The sequence below is a fragment of the Vibrio sp. R10-SG-ISO4 genome (assembly GCF_059834135.1).
In genome coordinates this window covers 143,472-159,267 of record NZ_JCBDHJ010000020.1, presented here as the reverse complement: position 1 = coordinate 159,267, position 15,796 = coordinate 143,472, and the positions used below count along the sequence as shown (strand labels likewise).

Annotated in this window: 11 protein-coding genes, 1 rRNA gene and 1 other annotated feature; of the genes, 6 read left to right on the top strand and 6 right to left on the bottom strand. The window is 49.3% G+C overall.

The annotated features are described in order from the left end of the window. The 4 genes from AC6R03_RS15570 to rluD form a co-directional block, all read right to left on the bottom strand. Positions 1-1,357: ribosomal RNA gene (locus AC6R03_RS15570) — 16S ribosomal RNA — on the bottom strand; the annotation flags it as partial. A 525-nt stretch (positions 1,358-1,882) separates the two neighbouring features. Continuing rightward, positions 1,883-4,456, bottom strand: coding sequence for an ATP-dependent chaperone ClpB (gene clpB / locus AC6R03_RS15565; RefSeq protein ID WP_500630084.1), 2,574 nt, complete (start codon positions 4,454-4,456; stop codon positions 1,883-1,885). A gap of 113 nt (positions 4,457-4,569) precedes the next feature. Beyond that, positions 4,570-5,292 carry a peptidoglycan editing factor PgeF gene (pgeF, locus tag AC6R03_RS15560; RefSeq protein WP_500630138.1) on the bottom strand — a complete coding sequence of 241 codons (723 nt, stop codon included), beginning with the start codon at positions 5,290-5,292 and terminating at the stop codon, positions 4,570-4,572. A gap of 6 nt (positions 5,293-5,298) precedes the next feature. Next, the gene (gene rluD, locus AC6R03_RS15555; protein ID WP_500627977.1) at positions 5,299-6,276 is read right to left on the bottom strand and encodes a 23S rRNA pseudouridine(1911/1915/1917) synthase RluD; all 978 of its coding nucleotides are present in this window, start codon (positions 6,274-6,276) and stop codon (positions 5,299-5,301) included. Positions 6,277-6,405: 129 nt separating this feature from the next. On the opposite strand from rluD, the gene AC6R03_RS15550 reads away from it, so the two are divergent. The 6 genes from AC6R03_RS15550 (at position 6,406) to yjjX (ending at position 13,372) form a co-directional block, all read left to right on the top strand. Continuing rightward, positions 6,406-7,134: an outer membrane protein assembly factor BamD gene (locus AC6R03_RS15550; RefSeq protein ID WP_334554096.1), complete on the top strand. Its 729-nt coding sequence runs from the start codon at positions 6,406-6,408 to the stop codon at positions 7,132-7,134. Positions 7,135-7,605: 471 nt separating this feature from the next. After that, the gene (gene hpf / locus AC6R03_RS15545) at positions 7,606-7,932 is read left to right on the top strand and encodes a ribosome hibernation-promoting factor, HPF/YfiA family (protein ID WP_487901925.1); all 327 of its coding nucleotides are present in this window, start codon (positions 7,606-7,608) and stop codon (positions 7,930-7,932) included. Between the two features lie 114 nt (positions 7,933-8,046). Then, positions 8,047-8,164 (top strand) — a sequence feature (Phe leader region). Positions 8,165-8,177: 13 nt separating this feature from the next. Beyond that, positions 8,178-9,356, top strand: coding sequence for a prephenate dehydratase (pheA, locus tag AC6R03_RS15540; RefSeq protein WP_334554092.1), 1,179 nt, complete (start codon positions 8,178-8,180; stop codon positions 9,354-9,356). Between the two features lie 138 nt (positions 9,357-9,494). After that, positions 9,495-10,535: a polyamine ABC transporter substrate-binding protein gene (locus AC6R03_RS15535; protein WP_500630085.1), complete on the top strand. Its 1,041-nt coding sequence runs from the start codon at positions 9,495-9,497 to the stop codon at positions 10,533-10,535. Then, on the top strand, positions 10,519-12,864 hold the full coding sequence (locus tag AC6R03_RS15530) for a putative bifunctional diguanylate cyclase/phosphodiesterase (protein ID WP_500630086.1): 2,346 nt from the start codon (positions 10,519-10,521) through the stop codon (positions 12,862-12,864). Before AC6R03_RS15535 ends, AC6R03_RS15530 begins: the two co-directional genes overlap by 17 nt. After that, positions 12,836-13,372 carry an inosine/xanthosine triphosphatase gene (yjjX, locus tag AC6R03_RS15525; protein ID WP_487901872.1) on the top strand — a complete coding sequence of 179 codons (537 nt, stop codon included), beginning with the start codon at positions 12,836-12,838 and terminating at the stop codon, positions 13,370-13,372. Before AC6R03_RS15530 ends, yjjX begins: the two co-directional genes overlap by 29 nt. Here yjjX and trpR read toward each other — a convergent pair. Both trpR and sltY read right to left on the bottom strand, forming a co-directional pair. After that, positions 13,369-13,668 (bottom strand): trp operon repressor, encoded by a 300-nt coding sequence (gene trpR, locus AC6R03_RS15520; RefSeq protein WP_334554086.1) that lies wholly within the window; start codon positions 13,666-13,668, stop codon positions 13,369-13,371. The genes yjjX and trpR overlap by 4 nt on opposite strands. Positions 13,669-13,742: 74 nt before the next feature. Next, entirely contained in the window at positions 13,743-15,695 is a 1,953-nt protein-coding gene (gene sltY / locus AC6R03_RS15515) for a murein transglycosylase (protein WP_500630087.1), read from the bottom strand. Positions 15,696-15,796 lie beyond the last annotated feature (101 nt).

The window sequence follows — 15,796 nt, the reverse complement described above, 5'->3', positions numbered from 1 at the left end:
CTAGCGATTCCGACTTCATGGAGTCGAGTTGCAGACTCCAATCCGGACTACGACGCACTTTTTGGGATTCGCTTACTCTCGCAAGTTCGCCGCCCTCTGTATGCGCCATTGTAGCACGTGTGTAGCCCTACTCGTAAGGGCCATGATGACTTGACGTCGTCCCCACCTTCCTCCGGTTTATCACCGGCAGTCTCCCTGGAGTTCCCACCCGAAGTGCTGGCAAACAAGGATAAGGGTTGCGCTCGTTGCGGGACTTAACCCAACATTTCACAACACGAGCTGACGACAGCCATGCAGCACCTGTCTCAGAGTTCCCGAAGGCACCAATCCATCTCTGGAAAGTTCTCTGGATGTCAAGAGTAGGTAAGGTTCTTCGCGTTGCATCGAATTAAACCACATGCTCCACCGCTTGTGCGGGCCCCCGTCAATTCATTTGAGTTTTAATCTTGCGACCGTACTCCCCAGGCGGTCTACTTAACGCGTTAGCTCCGAAAGCCACGGCTCAAGGCCACAACCTCCAAGTAGACATCGTTTACGGCGTGGACTACCAGGGTATCTAATCCTGTTTGCTCCCCACGCTTTCGCATCTGAGTGTCAGTATCTGTCCAGGGGGCCGCCTTCGCCACCGGTATTCCTTCAGATCTCTACGCATTTCACCGCTACACCTGAAATTCTACCCCCCTCTACAGTACTCTAGTCTGCCAGTTTCAAATGCAATTCCGAGGTTGAGCCCCGGGCTTTCACATCTGACTTAACAAACCACCTGCATGCGCTTTACGCCCAGTAATTCCGATTAACGCTCGCACCCTCCGTATTACCGCGGCTGCTGGCACGGAGTTAGCCGGTGCTTCTTCTGCAGCTAACGTCAAATCCATACGCTATTAACGCATGAACCTTCCTCACTGCTGAAAGTACTTTACAACCCGAAGGCCTTCTTCATACACGCGGCATGGCTGCATCAGGCTTGCGCCCATTGTGCAATATTCCCCACTGCTGCCTCCCGTAGGAGTCTGGACCGTGTCTCAGTTCCAGTGTGGCTGATCATCCTCTCAGACCAGCTAGGGATCGTCGCCTTGGTGAGCCCTTACCTCACCAACTAGCTAATCCCACCTGGGCATATCCTGACGCGAGAGGCCCGAAGGTCCCCCTCTTTGAGCCGAAGCTATTATGCGGTATTAGCCATCGTTTCCAATGGTTATCCCCCACATCAGGGCAATTTCCCAGGCATTACTCACCCGTCCGCCGCTCGACGCCGTTAACGTTCCCCGAAGGTTCAGTTAAGTCGTTTCCGCTCGACTTGCATGTGTTAGGCCTGCCGCCAGCGTTCAATCTGAGCCATGATCAAACTCTTCAATTTAAGATTTTGTCGGCTCAATGAATACTGATAAGTTCCTAGTGACTAGAAGCTAGTTCCTAGAAAGCTTGAATTGACTGTGCTTGAATGCCGCTCCTTAACAAGGAAAGTCATTCAGATGGTCACTCAGTTCATTGAAACCTAATTTGAAGCCTAAGCTTCTAATTGGATTATCATCAACGAGCGCCCACACAGATTGATAGGTTTATATTGTTAAAGAGCTAGGTGCTTCTCACTTGCCGTTAGGCTCACTCGAAACGGACGGCCATTTTAGCGATTTAACTTTTAGTGTCAAACACTTTTCGCTTAATTTCAGAAACTAATTTTCATCGCGTTTCTTCGACCTATTGGCTCGATTGCATCGTATGCTTTTCCGTGCCAACGGAGGCGCATTATAGGCAGGAATCGCATCGAGGCAAGAGGCATTTAGAAAAAAGTCGTAATATTTGCGTCGTTCGCTCAAGCTTTGACCGATGCGATTTAAATAGCAGCAAAAAGGGCCGTTTCGGCCCTTCTGTTAGAGGAAAGTTACTGGTGAGCAATAATTTGATCGTGACTCACCACCAGCTTCACGGGTTTATCTGGTATCACCTCACCCGCGAGGATAGATTTCGCTAGCGGGTTTTCAACGCTCTGTTGTATCGCCCGTTTCAATGGTCTTGCACCATAGACAGGGTCAAACCCAACTTGAGCAATGAGATCGAGCGCTTTGTCAGACACCTCAAGCATAAAGCCTTTTTCTTCCATGCGAGCAGACAGTCTCGCTAACTGAATTGAAGCAATTGACTTGATATGATCTGCACCTAATGGGTGGAACACCACGCTTTCGTCCACACGGTTTAAAAACTCTGGGCGGAAATGTTTGCTGACCACCTCCATCACTTGCTGCTTCATGCCCTCATAATCGACCTGACCAAAACTTTCTTGGATGCGAGCAGAGCCAAGGTTAGATGTCATGATGACAACGGTGTTACGAAAATCGACCGTGCGACCTTGTCCATCCGTCAATCGTCCATCATCTAATACTTGAAGCAGGATGTTAAACACATCAGGGTGAGCCTTCTCCACTTCATCCAATAAGATGACCGAATAAGGTTTACGACGCACCGCTTCTGTTAGGTAGCCGCCTTCTTCATAGCCCACATAACCCGGAGGCGCACCAACAAGACGAGCCACAGAGTGTTTCTCCATGAACTCGGACATATCGATACGAACCATGGCGTCTTCACTGTCGAACATAAAGTTCGCTAGGGTTTTGCACAGCTCGGTTTTACCGACACCGGTTGGCCCCAAGAATAGAAACGAACCAATCGGTTTGTTCGGATCGGATAAGCCCGCGCGACTGCGGCGAATCGCATTCGATACCACTTCAACAGCTTCAGTCTGGCCAATCACACGCTTATGCAAAACATCTTCCATTCGCAGCAGTTTTTCTTTCTCTGCTTCAAGCATCTTCGACACAGGAATGCCCGTCTGTTTTGACAACACCTCGGCAATTTCATTGTCGGTGACCTTATTGCGTAGCAGTGTCATCTCCTGCATTTCGGCTTGGGTTGCCAAATCAAGCTGCTTCTCTAACTCTGGGATTCGGCCATATTGCAACTCAGACATGCGGTTTAAATCACCCGCACGGCGGGCAAATTCCATATCCATTCTCGCTTGCTCGAGTTCCCCTTTAATGTGTTGAGTACCCGATAAGGCCGCTTTTTCTGCGTTCCACACCTCTTCCAGCTCAGCAAACTCTCGCTCTTTTTCACTCAACTCTTCATTGAGGATCTGCAATCTCTTCTCACTGGCTTCATCGTGTTCGTTGGTCAGCGCTTGTTGCTCAATTTTAAGTTGAATGATTTTACGTTCCAACTTATCGAGCGACTCGGGTTTCGAGTCAATCTGCATTCGAATACTGGATGCGGCTTCATCAATTAAGTCGATCGCTTTGTCAGGCAATTGGCGATCCGATACGTATCGATGCGAGAGACTCGCCGCCGCCACAATAGCAGGGTCAGTAATTTCCACATGGTGATGCAACTCATAGCGCTCTTTTAAACCGCGTAAGATAGCCACGGTATCTTCCACTGACGGTTCATCCACCAGCACTTTTTGAAAGCGTCGTTCAAGCGCAGGATCTTTTTCGATGTATTGGCGGTACTCATCTAAGGTGGTTGCCCCGACACAATGCAACTCGCCTCTAGCCAACGCGGGTTTAAGCATGTTACCGGCATCCATTGAACCTTCGCCTTTACCCGCACCCACCATGGTATGAATCTCATCAATAAAGAGGATGATGTTCCCCTCTTCTTTAGACAATTCATTAAGGACGGATTTCAAACGCTCTTCGAACTCACCACGGTATTTAGCCCCTGCAACCAGTGCGCCCATATCCAAGGAGAGTACTCGGCGCCCACGCAATCCCTCTGGCACTTCGTTATTGATGATACGTTGTGCCAACCCTTCAACGATGGCGGTTTTACCCACACCAGGTTCACCAATGATCACCGGGTTGTTTTTTGTGCGGCGCTGCAAGACTTGAATGGTGCGACGTATCTCATCATCACGGCCTATCACCGGGTCAAGCTTGCCTTGCTCGGCACGCTCGGTGAGATCAATCGTGAATTTCTCTAACGCTTGGCGTAACTCTTCGGCATTGGGGTCGTTGACGGTTTGTCCACCGCGAATCTTATCTATCGCTGCAGCGATTTTTTCTTGAGTAAGACCTTGCTCTTTAAGCAAACTGCCAAGTGGGCCGCGGTCTTCGATCGCCGCCAGCAAGAAAATTTCTGATGAGATGTACGCATCTTTACGCTTTTGCGCCACTTTGTCACACAGGTTAAACAGCGTGCCCATTGCGCTCGACAATTGCACATCACCGCCAATGCCACTGACTTTGGGCAAGCGGTCAAGAATTTCACTCAATTTTGAGCGTAGATGCATCACGTCCACGTTGAGCATGGTGAGCAAAGGACGAATCGGGCTACCGTCCTGATCCATCAGCGCTACCATTAGGTGAACGGGTTCTATGTATTGATGGTCGCGGCCGAGCGCCAACGATTGGGCGTCAGATATCGCGATTTGGAATTTGCTCGTAAATCTGTCAAGACGCATACCTACCTTCCTAACTCAAATGAGGTGAACGACATTCATCATAAAGAAAGATGGATACGCACAAGGGCAATTTCAAGGTAGCAGGGAGGAGTTTCCCTAATAAACAGGTGGGATTATGATTCAAGCCAAATAAAACTGGCTTGTCGACCTGTCAAGCCATCGCGTCGGTAGGAGTAAAAACGGTCAGCATCACGATAGGTACACAGCCCGCTTTGATAGATGGCCATCACGCCGACCGATTGAAGGCGCTGTTCAACAAGGCGATTCATATCCGCCATGTACTTGCCAGGTTGTCGGCCAGGTAAAAACGCCGTTTGGGCTTGTGAATCATGAGCAACAAATTGATCACGGACCTCTTGACCTACTTCAAACGCCTCAACGCTGATCGCAGGACCAATCCAGGCCATCAATTCGCCACTCATCAAGCGCACCGCATTCTCAACAATCCCGTCAAGTAAGCCTCGCCACCCTGCATGCACCGCGGCAACCTCTGTACCCTCACGATTGGTCAGCAGCACCGGCAAACAATCGGCGGTCATCGCACTGCATACGATGCCGGTTTGTCGAGTCAACGCCCCATCGGCATCCAAAACCGTATCGGTCGCCGAGTCGAGCGTCACAACATGGGTAGAGTGGGTCTGGTTGAGCCAAACCGGCGCCGACGGCATGCCTGAATGCGCCATCAACCATTGGCGGTTTTGCACCACCAACTCAGGATCGTCTCCGACATGCATCCCCACATTCAACCCTTGATAAGGAGGCATAGAAACGCCCCCCTCTCGAGTTGAGGCAAACGCTTTTACGTTCGCTGGCGCTGGCCAGTTGGGGATGATCATAGACATTTAAATCTCTTCTTCCACACCGTGGGTTTGAGCATCCAGGCGAAGCGCTAGGGTCATCTCAACCATGTCATCAGGAACAGGCGCATGAAACTCGAGCTCCTCACCGGTGATCGGATGCGCAAAACGCAACATGACCGCATGCAATGCTTGACGATCAAAACCACGGATTTTCTCCGTTAGCTCTTGGGTTGCGCCAGAAGGAATGCGAGCGCGGCCACCATAAGCGGTGTCACCCAATAGCGGGTGCTGCAAGTACGACATATGAACACGAATTTGGTGTGTACGTCCGGTCTCCAAACGCAAGCGAATGCGCGTGTGTTCGCGGAAATGCTCGGCCACGCGGTAATGCGTCACCGCAGGTTTCCCCATTGGGCTCACGGCCATCAGTGTGCGTTTGGTTGAGTGTCGGCCAATCGGCTGCTCGACCTTACCGCCCGCGGTCATACGACCAATCGCGATCGCTTCATACTCACGAGTAATATTGCGCTTTTGCAGAGCACGAACCAGCCGCGTTTGCGCTGGGACCGTTTTCGCCACCACCATAAGGCCCGTGGTGTCTTTGTCCAAGCGGTGAACGATCCCGGCACGAGGCACTTCCGCAATCGCTGGGTAGTGATGCAGTAACGCGTTGAGCACAGTGCCATCTGGCGTACCAGCACCTGGGTGAACCACAAAGTCACGCGGTTTGTTGATCACGATAATATCGTCATCTTCATAAACGATATCCAGAGGAATATCTTGCGCTTCCCAACGTTCTTCGTCTTCGAGTTCCGCTTGTAAGGTGATCTCTTCACCGCCCATCACTTTGGTGCGCGGCTTGGTGACCACTTGGCCGTCCACACTCACTTTGCCTTCGAGTAACCACTCTTTTAGACGTGAGCGCGAAAAATCGGCAAACAATTCGGCAATCGCCTGATCGAGGCGTTGACCTAGCTGGCTATCTTTTACTGTATTGGTTAATTCAATCTGCTGAGCCATATCGAACTTTTTTAAAAACTGTGAGACTAATAGTCTCTACTATGAAAAAATAAGCGCCATTGTATCCGTTACCGCTTAGAAAGTAACGGCGGCGTACTAAATATTTAATTCAAGGAATCGAATCCTGACATGAAACAGCATACATTATCTGGCTTATTGGCATTATCCATATTGGTTGGCTGCTCGAGCAGCGAGGAGATCGTTCCTGATGTGCCACCATCAGAACTGTATTCTGAAGCGCAACTTTCTTTGCAAAGCGGGAACTGGCTCACCGCTATTGAGCAACTTGAAGCTCTAGATTCACGTTATCCATTCGGCGCTTACTCAGAGCAGGTTCAGCTAGACCTTATTTACGCTTACTACAAAAACGATGACTTGGCGCTCGGTTTGGCGACCATAGAGCGCTTTACGCGTTTGAACCCAACCCATGAGAAATTGGACTGGGTCCTCTACATGCGCGGACTCTCTCACATGGCGCAAGATCGCAACTTTATGCATGATCTGCTCAATATCGATCGTAGTGACCGAGATCCTGAGCCGGTGAAAAAAGCATTCGCAGACTTTAAGCGTCTTCTTGAGCGTTACCCAAACAGCCCATACGCAGCAGACTCTCAAAAACGCATGTACGCGCTCAAAAATCGCCTCGCCAACTACGATTTAGCGACCGCGGATTTCTACCTTCGCCGCGAGGCATGGATTGCCGCCATCAACCGTACCCAAGAGTTGCAGCGTACTTATCCTGATACTGAAGCCGCTCGCAAATCATTGCAGATTCAGCTTGAAGCCTATCAACAACTCGGATTAGAGGATGCCGTGAAGCGAACTGAGGCGCTAATCGAGCTCAATCCGGATTCTTAAGCCATCCGTTCTCTTCTCTACTCGCCGCGCAACTTGCGCGGCGTTTTTGTTTCTTCAAACCACAGTTTTTCCTTCAGATTACATAGTGAGAGCAAGCAAAGTGAATGAGAAGAATACGATGATGGGTACGCTGGCTGTCGTCAGAGGTGTATCAGGAAAATCGAGAGAAGAAGAGAAAGAGAGCGCGATGTCACACTATTGATGCGATTAAAATGCAACCAATGATTTATTTTGACCGTAAACCGTCCCTAAAAAGCGGATGATTTTTAGCGTGTTTCCTCTTCCAATCTAATGAGTTTTTATGGTTAAACAAGCTTTTTTGAGCGGTGATGAATCGACTCTTTGAGTTAGATCACGTTTGAATTTAATCCAAAAAATAGCCTACACAATAGTGATTTAGATCACTTTATTTATACCTGCGGTGAGTAATCTGGAGTTAACCCATGAGGGATGACACAGAGGAAAGCATCTATGAAAGTAAACATCACTGGTAAAAACATCGACATCACCTCTGCAATCCGCAATCACATTGAGAGCAAGTTCCAGAAGCTAGAAAAATGGCAAGTAGACATTATCGGTTGCCAAGCCACCTTTAGTGAAGAACCGAATAAACAGAAAAAATTCGAGGCTATCATCACGGTTCCTAAAGGCCAACTTATCGCTTCTGCTACCCATGAAGATTTGTACGCTGCCGTTAACGAGGTAGAACAGAAATTAGAACGACAGCTTAATAAACTCCGCCACAAACCTGAGGCACGTCGTACGGACAAGCCACAACTGGAAGAAGTCGAAGAGTAATCAGCAGACTGAGAAGATTTGAGAATAGCGCCCGGCGGGCGCTATTTTTTTGCTTGACGCTCCATACTCCGTTGCTTATTGTGGTTGAACATTCATTTGGAATCGACTTTTATGCACCGTTCACCACTGTTCTTTTTTGACTTGTTTTTTCTCCACTAGACTGGAGGCTCGCTCGTTTTTAAAAACAAGTCAAAAACGAACAGAAAGCCTCCCATCGGGAGGCTTTTTTTATAAGGAATACTAGGATGACTGAACAAAAATACTCACTTGATGACATTCGTTTACGCTTAAACGAACTCGACGACCAACTGCTTAAACTCCTTTCTGAACGCCGTGAGATGAGCATTGAGGTTGCGAAGAGTAAAGTTCAAACATCCAAACCAGTGCGTGACGCCGTACGCGAGCAGCAGTTGCTGGTTAAGCTCATCAATAATGGCAAAGAGAAGTATCAGCTCGATGCGCAATACATCACCAAACTGTTTCACACCATCATTGAAGACTCTGTACTCCTCCAGCAATCGTATCTACAAAACCTCGCTAACCCAGAACTGAGCCGCAAACCGTTGGCTCGGGTTGCTTTTCTTGGTGCCAAGGGCTCCTACTCCCACCTCGCGAGCCGAGAATACTTCAGCCGTAAAAACACTGAGTTAATTGAATTAAACTGCGATCACTTTAAAGAAGTGGCAAACACTGTGGAGTCCGGTCATGCAGACTATGGCGTACTTCCGATTGAAAACACCAGTTCAGGCTCTATCAATGAGGTGTATGACTTACTACAACACACCACTCTCTATATTGTCGGTGAGCTGACATTACCGATTGAGCACTGCTTGGTGGCCACGCAGGACATCCGCTTAGAAGAGATCAAAACCTTGTACTCTCACCCACAGCCCCACCAGCAATGCAGCGAGTTTTTGAGCCGTCTGAAAGGCGTTAAGCTAGAGTCTTGCGCGAGCACGGCCGATGCGATGCAAAAAGTTCAAGAAATGAACCGACGCGACGTCGCTGCCATCGGGAATGCTTCGAGCGGTAAGTTGTATGGCCTTCAAGCAATTCAAGGCAACATTGCCAATCAAACCGAGAACCACACTCGCTTTATCGTTGTTGCGCGTAAGCCTGTCGAAGTGTCGGCGCAAATTCCGGCAAAAACCACTTTGATCATGTCCACGTCTCAGCAAGCGGGCTCCCTGGTGGAAACCCTACTAGTGCTGCAACGCTACGGCATCAACATGAACAAATTGGAATCAAGGCCTATCATGGGCAACCCTTGGGAGGAGATGTTCTACGTCGATCTCGAGGCGCATCTGGACTCTCAAGAAATGCAGCAAGCCCTGAACGAACTCACTCGGATTACCAAACATCTTAAAGTGTTGGGCTGCTATCCGAGTGAAAATGTCAAACCTACACAAGTGAAATTGCTGTAACTTTGCTCACAGCCTAATCAATAAATTGACGATTAAAGCTGACACCTAGTGCAAATGCTCATACTATGAGTACATTAAGTTGCATAGCAAGGTGTCAGCACCCGCTGACTTTCATTCATCAACTCAATAAAGTCAGTTATGAGGCTCGCTCTTTATTCATTCATTGCTCCGCTCTTTTGTAGCGCCATTACGTACGCCAATCCACTCAATCTCTACATGTGGGAGGACACCTTGTCCCCGAACGTGATTGACCAATGGCAACAACAAAGCTCTACCCCGCTGCGCCTTGACCATTTTGACAATGACGACAAACGCAGTTTATTAATGCTCCGCACAGACCAGTTGCCGTTTGATGTTGTCGTACTTGATAACGTCTCTGCGCAAATCTATGGTCGCCTCAACATGTTTGAGGACCTAGCTGACCTCCCCAACCGTCAACATAATGCGGCGAAATGGAATCAAGTCTGCGGCCCCCATGCCGTTCCTTACTTTTGGGGGACGGTGGGCATTGCATTTCGGCACTCGGCGGTGGACCATCCTCCCGCAACATGGCATGACTTCGTCTACCCGCCCCAAGAGCACGAAGGTAAGATCGGCATGATCAACGACAGCATCGAAAGCTTTCTTCCGCTGTTTTATGCGCTTGGTCTCTCTCCGATCGAAGACAACCCGGACACATTACAAAAGGCATACCCACAGTTAATTGAATTTAGTGACCGAGTGCTGACCTTTGAGTACATCCTCAGCTATATCCGTAGCCAAGCGGATGCTAACGCACTGGACATGGCGCTAGCCTACAGCGGAGATCAATATTCTCTCAATCGATTCTACGGTGAAGGGAAATGGGGCTTTGTGATCCCTGAAGGACAGCTGTTCATTTGGGTCGACTGTCTGGCGATTCCGAAAAGCAGCACCAACAAAGACGCCGCCAAAGCCTTTGTGAATTTCCTGATGGATCCCAATGTTGCTGCAATAAATGCAACAGATATTAAAGCTGCAACGCCCAACTTAAGTGCATTGAAACTGTTGCCAGAATGGTACATAAATGATGCATCATTATTTCCAGAATCAAGCAGGGTCGACGGGGCGCTGATCGACAGCGAGCTCACCGCGGCCAACATAAGCCTAAGGGCAAAAATTATTAATAGTATTCTCAAACGTCATGAAGCTCAGCACTAGAGTCCTACTGCTGGTTGCCCCCGTGGTGCTGATGAGCGCGGCGGTATCTAGCTATAGCATCTACGTCAACCAAAAAGATGCGCTAATTAAACGTGAGAACAGTTATCTGCAACTCACGATGGAAAAGCTCGCCGGTCACTTTCGTCACTCCGTTGCATTACTCAACAGCTACTCACTTTCATTGACCAAAAGCGACATCATCCGTTACTACCTGACCCAACCCGAAAACCCCTATCGAGAAATGAATCTGATCAGCAATTTGCAGCTATCCGTCAAGCAGCTGCAAACCAGCGACGATGATTCGATTGCCGTCGCGATTCTCGATAGCGAACAAAACGTGGAGTTCTATTCGGACAACCAATCCGACCCGTTCGCAACGCTCGATGACAACGTGCGCGACTATGTTGAGCAGACCTACAACAATAGCGGCCAAACGCGCCATCTAGGGTTTGCAAAAAACTTCCAAGGCCAAAGCATTCTGATTCGTTATGATGTGCTCGACCAAAGCACCCTCAATGTGCCGTTGAGTTATAACAAGGAGCGGGTATTTTTTGTCGTGGTGGCTTTGACACTCGACAAATATGATCAGCTCAAACACATCATCGAATTTGATAACGACAGCAGCATTTTCTATGCCCCCAAGCCCATTTTTAAGTCTGGTTTAACCCAGTCGGTCGAGCTTAAACATGGCTTGTTCGCCGTGCTTGACCCAGCGCACTATCTACTGACCGAAAAATTGGCCAAAATCGAACATAAGCTACTGCTCTCGTTTGGTGCGTCCTCTTTGGTTACCGTGCTGATCTTACTGTTTTTACTTTATCGACATGTCATTCGTCCCATCACCCGCCTTGATCACCAATTGCAAGAGGTGGAGCAACACAAGCGACACAACATCGACAGGTTGGGCAGTGACAACGAAATTGGTCGCTTGTCGATGCGTTTTTACGACATGTATCGTGAGCTCGATTCGAGCTATCAAAAAACCAAGGCGATGGCAGAGAACGATCATTTAACTCAGTTGGCCAACCGCTACCAATTTCAGATGTGCGTTGAACGCAGCCTTTCCAATACTCTGGCCGTCACTCACGCATGGATTCTTTACATAGACCTCGATAACTTCAAGTACGTCAATGACAAGTACGGCCATCACATCGGCGATACGCTACTGGTCAATTTCGCCCAGCACCTGAAAACGCTGTGCGACCAACTGGAAAGCAATTTTGGCGTCAAGTCCCTCGCCTCTCGCCTTTCTGGTGATGAATTTGCCATATTTATTGCCGCTGGCAGACGAGGCGATTACGCGACCTACATCGCCAACGCGATTTTGCAACCGATTCAAAGCCATACTCACTCCCCTTTGGGCTCTTTCCCAATCACGGCCAGTATTGGTATCGCCTCCTACCCCGATGATGGTAAAGACTTGGCCAAGTTACTCTCCAATGCCGACACGGCCATGTATCAAGCCAAACGAGCCGGCAAAAACCAAGTGGCACCTTACTCGAAAGCGCTCGATGACGTGGTACGACGCAAAGAGAAAATTGAGCGCGCGCTGCGCAGTGGTGAGTACGACAAAGAGTTCACTTTGCTCTATCAGCCCTATTACAATCGCGATGGCAGTGAAATTCGCGGGGTCGAAGCGCTGCTGCGCTGGGAATCGCCTAAGTTGGGGCGGGTCGAACCCAGTGAGTTTATTCCAATCTCTGAGCAAACCGGCCTATTTGGCAGTATTGATCGTTGGGTGATTGAAGAAGCTTTCAAAGACTTTGCCGATATTCAGAGTAGCTTTGACGGCCCGGTTCAAGTCTCTATAAACCTGTCGTCAGCAGAACTCGACTCGTTACAACTCGCCCAGTTTATTCAGACAATGAGCGATAAGTATCACGTGATTCCTAGCTTGATCGATTTTGAAATTACCGAGACCTTTGCCTCAGACTCCCAGAGCTATCTACTGCTTCATGAGTTGTCAATTATGGGCTTTAAGCTCGCCATTGATGACTTTGGCTCTGGCTATACCTCCATCGTTCAACTGGTCGAGTACCCAGTGCAAAAGATCAAGCTTGATAAAGAGTTCTTAGCCACGCTAGTCAAAACCGATAACCGTAAAGTGATCAAACCCTTGGTTGATCTTTGCCACTCACAATCTATGATAGTCACCGCTGAGGGCATTGAGACGCAAGAGGATCACGAGTGGCTAGCCAGTTATGAATGTGACTATATGCAAGGCTATTACTTGTCTCCGCCTTTGACCTTAGCGCAGCTCAGCCTAATCCACTTAGCACCAGAAGAGGTTATTGATGACCGTGAAGAAGGTTATTGTCGCTTCGCTTAACCCGGCGAAGATCAACGCGGTAAAAAGTGCGTTTCTTGCCTCGTTTCCAAACCAATCGTTTGAATTCTCTGGCGTTAGCGTGCCAAGCGGCGTCGCTGACCAACCGATGAGCAATCAAGAGACGTACCAAGGTGCTCGCCAACGTGTGACCAACGCCAAGCAGGCAGTAGCAGATGCGGATTTCTATGTTGGGCTAGAAGCCGGTATTGAAGGACAAGTGACCTTTGCATGGATGGTGATTGAGTCTCAACAACAACGCGGCGAATCGCGTTCAGCGAGCTTGATGTTGCCACCGGTGGTCCTTGACAAGCTCAAAGACGCCAATGAACTTGGCGATGTGATGGATGAGGTCTTTGGCACTGAAAACATTAAGCAAAAAGGCGGCGCTATCAGCCTACTGACCCACGATTTGTTGACGCGCAGCTCCGTGTACCATCAAGCGCTTGTTTTGGCGCTCATCCCATTTATGAATCCAGACCACTTCCCGGTGAGTGGTAGGGAGTCTTAATCGGTCTCACCGCGCTCGAGCAGAGCCGCTAACGCGGCTTTATCTTGCGCGGATTTGGATTTGAGTTCATTCGAGCCGCGCGTGATGGTAGCTACCCCTACCCCCAGCATCTGACTGATTTGACGCTGTGACAATTCCCCCTTCAGTAACTCACGGAAAATATTGACCCGCGCGACCAACGCTTCCCTTTCATCGGGCGTCAGCAGCATCGTCAGTAGCATCTCATGCTGATGAGACTCACTGCTTTTGGCGACAAGGTCTAGGATCTGTTGCCACTCTTTGTACTCTGGTTCCATTGCGTTTACTTCAGTACGACCATTGATAGCGTCAATATTCCCAAGCTTTACCTTTGGATTCAAGCGTCACGGTCTCAGTACTTCGCTTGCAGCTCTTTTTGGCTCAAAAAGTGTCCGTCCTCACCCAACACTTCACGATAGTAAGTTTCAAACATCAAAATATTTTGCACATAGCCGCGCGTTTCCTTAAAGGGGATCGCTTCAATAAAAGCGAACACGTCCAGCTTACCGTCACTGCGCTCACGCCATGTTTTGACTCGATTCGGCCCCGCATTATACGCCGCAAACGCCAGAATGCGGTTATGGTCGTAATCGTCAAGCAGCCCTTTTAGGTAATGGCTGCCGATTTCGATGTTTTTGCCCACTTCGTACAGATCCGCACTGCCTTGATAAGTTAACTGATATTTTCTCGCCGTGTATTTGGCCGTGGACGGCATGATCTGCATAATGCCGCGTGCACCGACCGGCGAACGGGCCTCAACATCCATCGCACTCTCTTGGCGGGCCAGTGACATTAGGGTGATAGGATCAATGTTGTGCTTATCGCCATAGAAGTTGAACCACCAGCGATGCGCAATCGGGAAACGAATTTCTAGGTTATCCCACATTTTGGCCTGAATACTGGCAGTAACGGTCAAATGGTGCCAACCTTTGAACGATGCATAAGCGGCCAGCATCTCTCGCTGCGATTTATTGACCCGCCCAAGCAGCCATCGCCACTCACTTTTGGCCGCGGTAATTTTATCGCGATCAATCAACTCCTCGATCCGCACGAGAGTCGTCTCAAACGGCTCAACCAGCTCGGGCGCCAATGTAATGGTGGAGGTGGGATAGACAATCGAACGCTGAAGCGCTTGCGCGGCTGCCACGCTGTAGAAGTTTCGCTGACCAACAATAGCCTCTAAACGCTGATTCGCTTGGCTCATTTGACCGGCGGCCATTTCCGCTCTCGCGCGCCAATATTGCCAGCGGAGTGTCTCTTGATAACTCACAGGTAGTGCATCAAGCCAACGACTGACCGCTGGCCAGTCATCTTCACCTATCGCCAAACGGATGCGCCGCTCGAGCAAAGAGAGGTTAGCACTGTGCGCTATCACATCATCACGCCACGCGATCAGCTCCGGCTCGTCACGATTCATCAAACGAAAAGCAATAAAATCGGCCAAATTCTGCTGAGATTCGGTGGGTAGCGACACTGCCGCTATCACGTCACTGTACTCTTGCTGCGCTTTGACAACGTCACGACGCGCGAGCTTTTTCATGCCGCTACTAACTAACTGATGATAAAACGGTTCATCAGGAAACTGCGCTGCCGCCTTTGCCAAGGTTGCGGGATCGCGAAACAGCGATTGCGCTCGTTGTCCTGCTATTTTGGCTTGCTCACTCTCAAGTTGCTTGACCAAGTAGTTGAGTAAGCTGCCATTTCCAGAGTCAAACACGAGTAATACCCGATCGAGCACATCACGATCACTGCGTTGGCCATGCGTATCCCAAGCGGCAAAAAGCGGGTCACACGCATCCGCAATACTGGAACCGGATCGCCATAGCGTTTTCGCGCCTTGCCATGCTAACGCTTTGTTGCCTGTTTGGTAATGAGCCCAGTAATAGTGACACTGATAACTCTCGCCTCTCGGCAGCGCTGTCTGAAATTCAAGAAAGCGCTGCCATTGGTTATCTTTGGCTAAGGCGTCCAAATACGGTGCGCTGATACGCCCAGAAAAAGGCAGCGTTTTATAGCGCTCAATAAACTGGTTCACCTCTGCGGAGGAGCGATTTCCAATGTTGACTAAGAAAGCGCGATAATCGACGTAGGGCGTTAAGGGATAGTCGGCGATGTCGGGCCTTAGAGCCTGATAATCATCAACCTTTTTCTCATCGAGCAAATCTTGTGCTTGATCGTACAACGCTCGCTGAGTGGCGAGGTCGGCTACCGCTGAAGTAGCATAAGTGGCGCTGCCCACAACCGCACAAAACCAGACCGCGGTTCGAGAAAAGTAGGACAACAAACGGGAATCGCTCAGCGTCATAAAGCCTCATCCTTGAAGGGAAAACCTCTCTCTAAATTAACTCGATCCTCCCCCCTGCTGTAAAGAGCTCAGATGTAAATAATAATAAATTCACACAATAG

Excerpts from the sequence above, each read along its gene's own strand:
- pgeF (WP_500630138.1), bottom strand. The coding sequence starts at position 5,292 with ATGATCATCCCCAACTGGCCAGCGCCAGCGAACGTAAAAGCGTTTGCC.
- clpB (WP_500630084.1), bottom strand. The coding sequence starts at position 4,456 with ATGCGTCTTGACAGATTTACGAGCAAATTCCAAATCGCGATATCTGAC.
- hpf (WP_487901925.1), top strand. The coding sequence starts at position 7,606 with ATGAAAGTAAACATCACTGGTAAAAACATCGACATCACCTCTGCAATC.
- sltY (WP_500630087.1), bottom strand. The coding sequence starts at position 15,695 with ATGACGCTGAGCGATTCCCGTTTGTTGTCCTACTTTTCTCGAACCGCG.
- AC6R03_RS15530 (WP_500630086.1), top strand. The coding sequence starts at position 10,519 with ATGAAGCTCAGCACTAGAGTCCTACTGCTGGTTGCCCCCGTGGTGCTG.
- rluD (WP_500627977.1), bottom strand. The coding sequence starts at position 6,276 with ATGGCTCAGCAGATTGAATTAACCAATACAGTAAAAGATAGCCAGCTA.
- AC6R03_RS15535 (WP_500630085.1), top strand. The coding sequence starts at position 9,495 with ATGAGGCTCGCTCTTTATTCATTCATTGCTCCGCTCTTTTGTAGCGCC.
- AC6R03_RS15550 (WP_334554096.1), top strand. The coding sequence starts at position 6,406 with ATGAAACAGCATACATTATCTGGCTTATTGGCATTATCCATATTGGTT.
- pheA (WP_334554092.1), top strand. The coding sequence starts at position 8,178 with ATGACTGAACAAAAATACTCACTTGATGACATTCGTTTACGCTTAAAC.
- trpR (WP_334554086.1), bottom strand. The coding sequence starts at position 13,668 with ATGGAACCAGAGTACAAAGAGTGGCAACAGATCCTAGACCTTGTCGCC.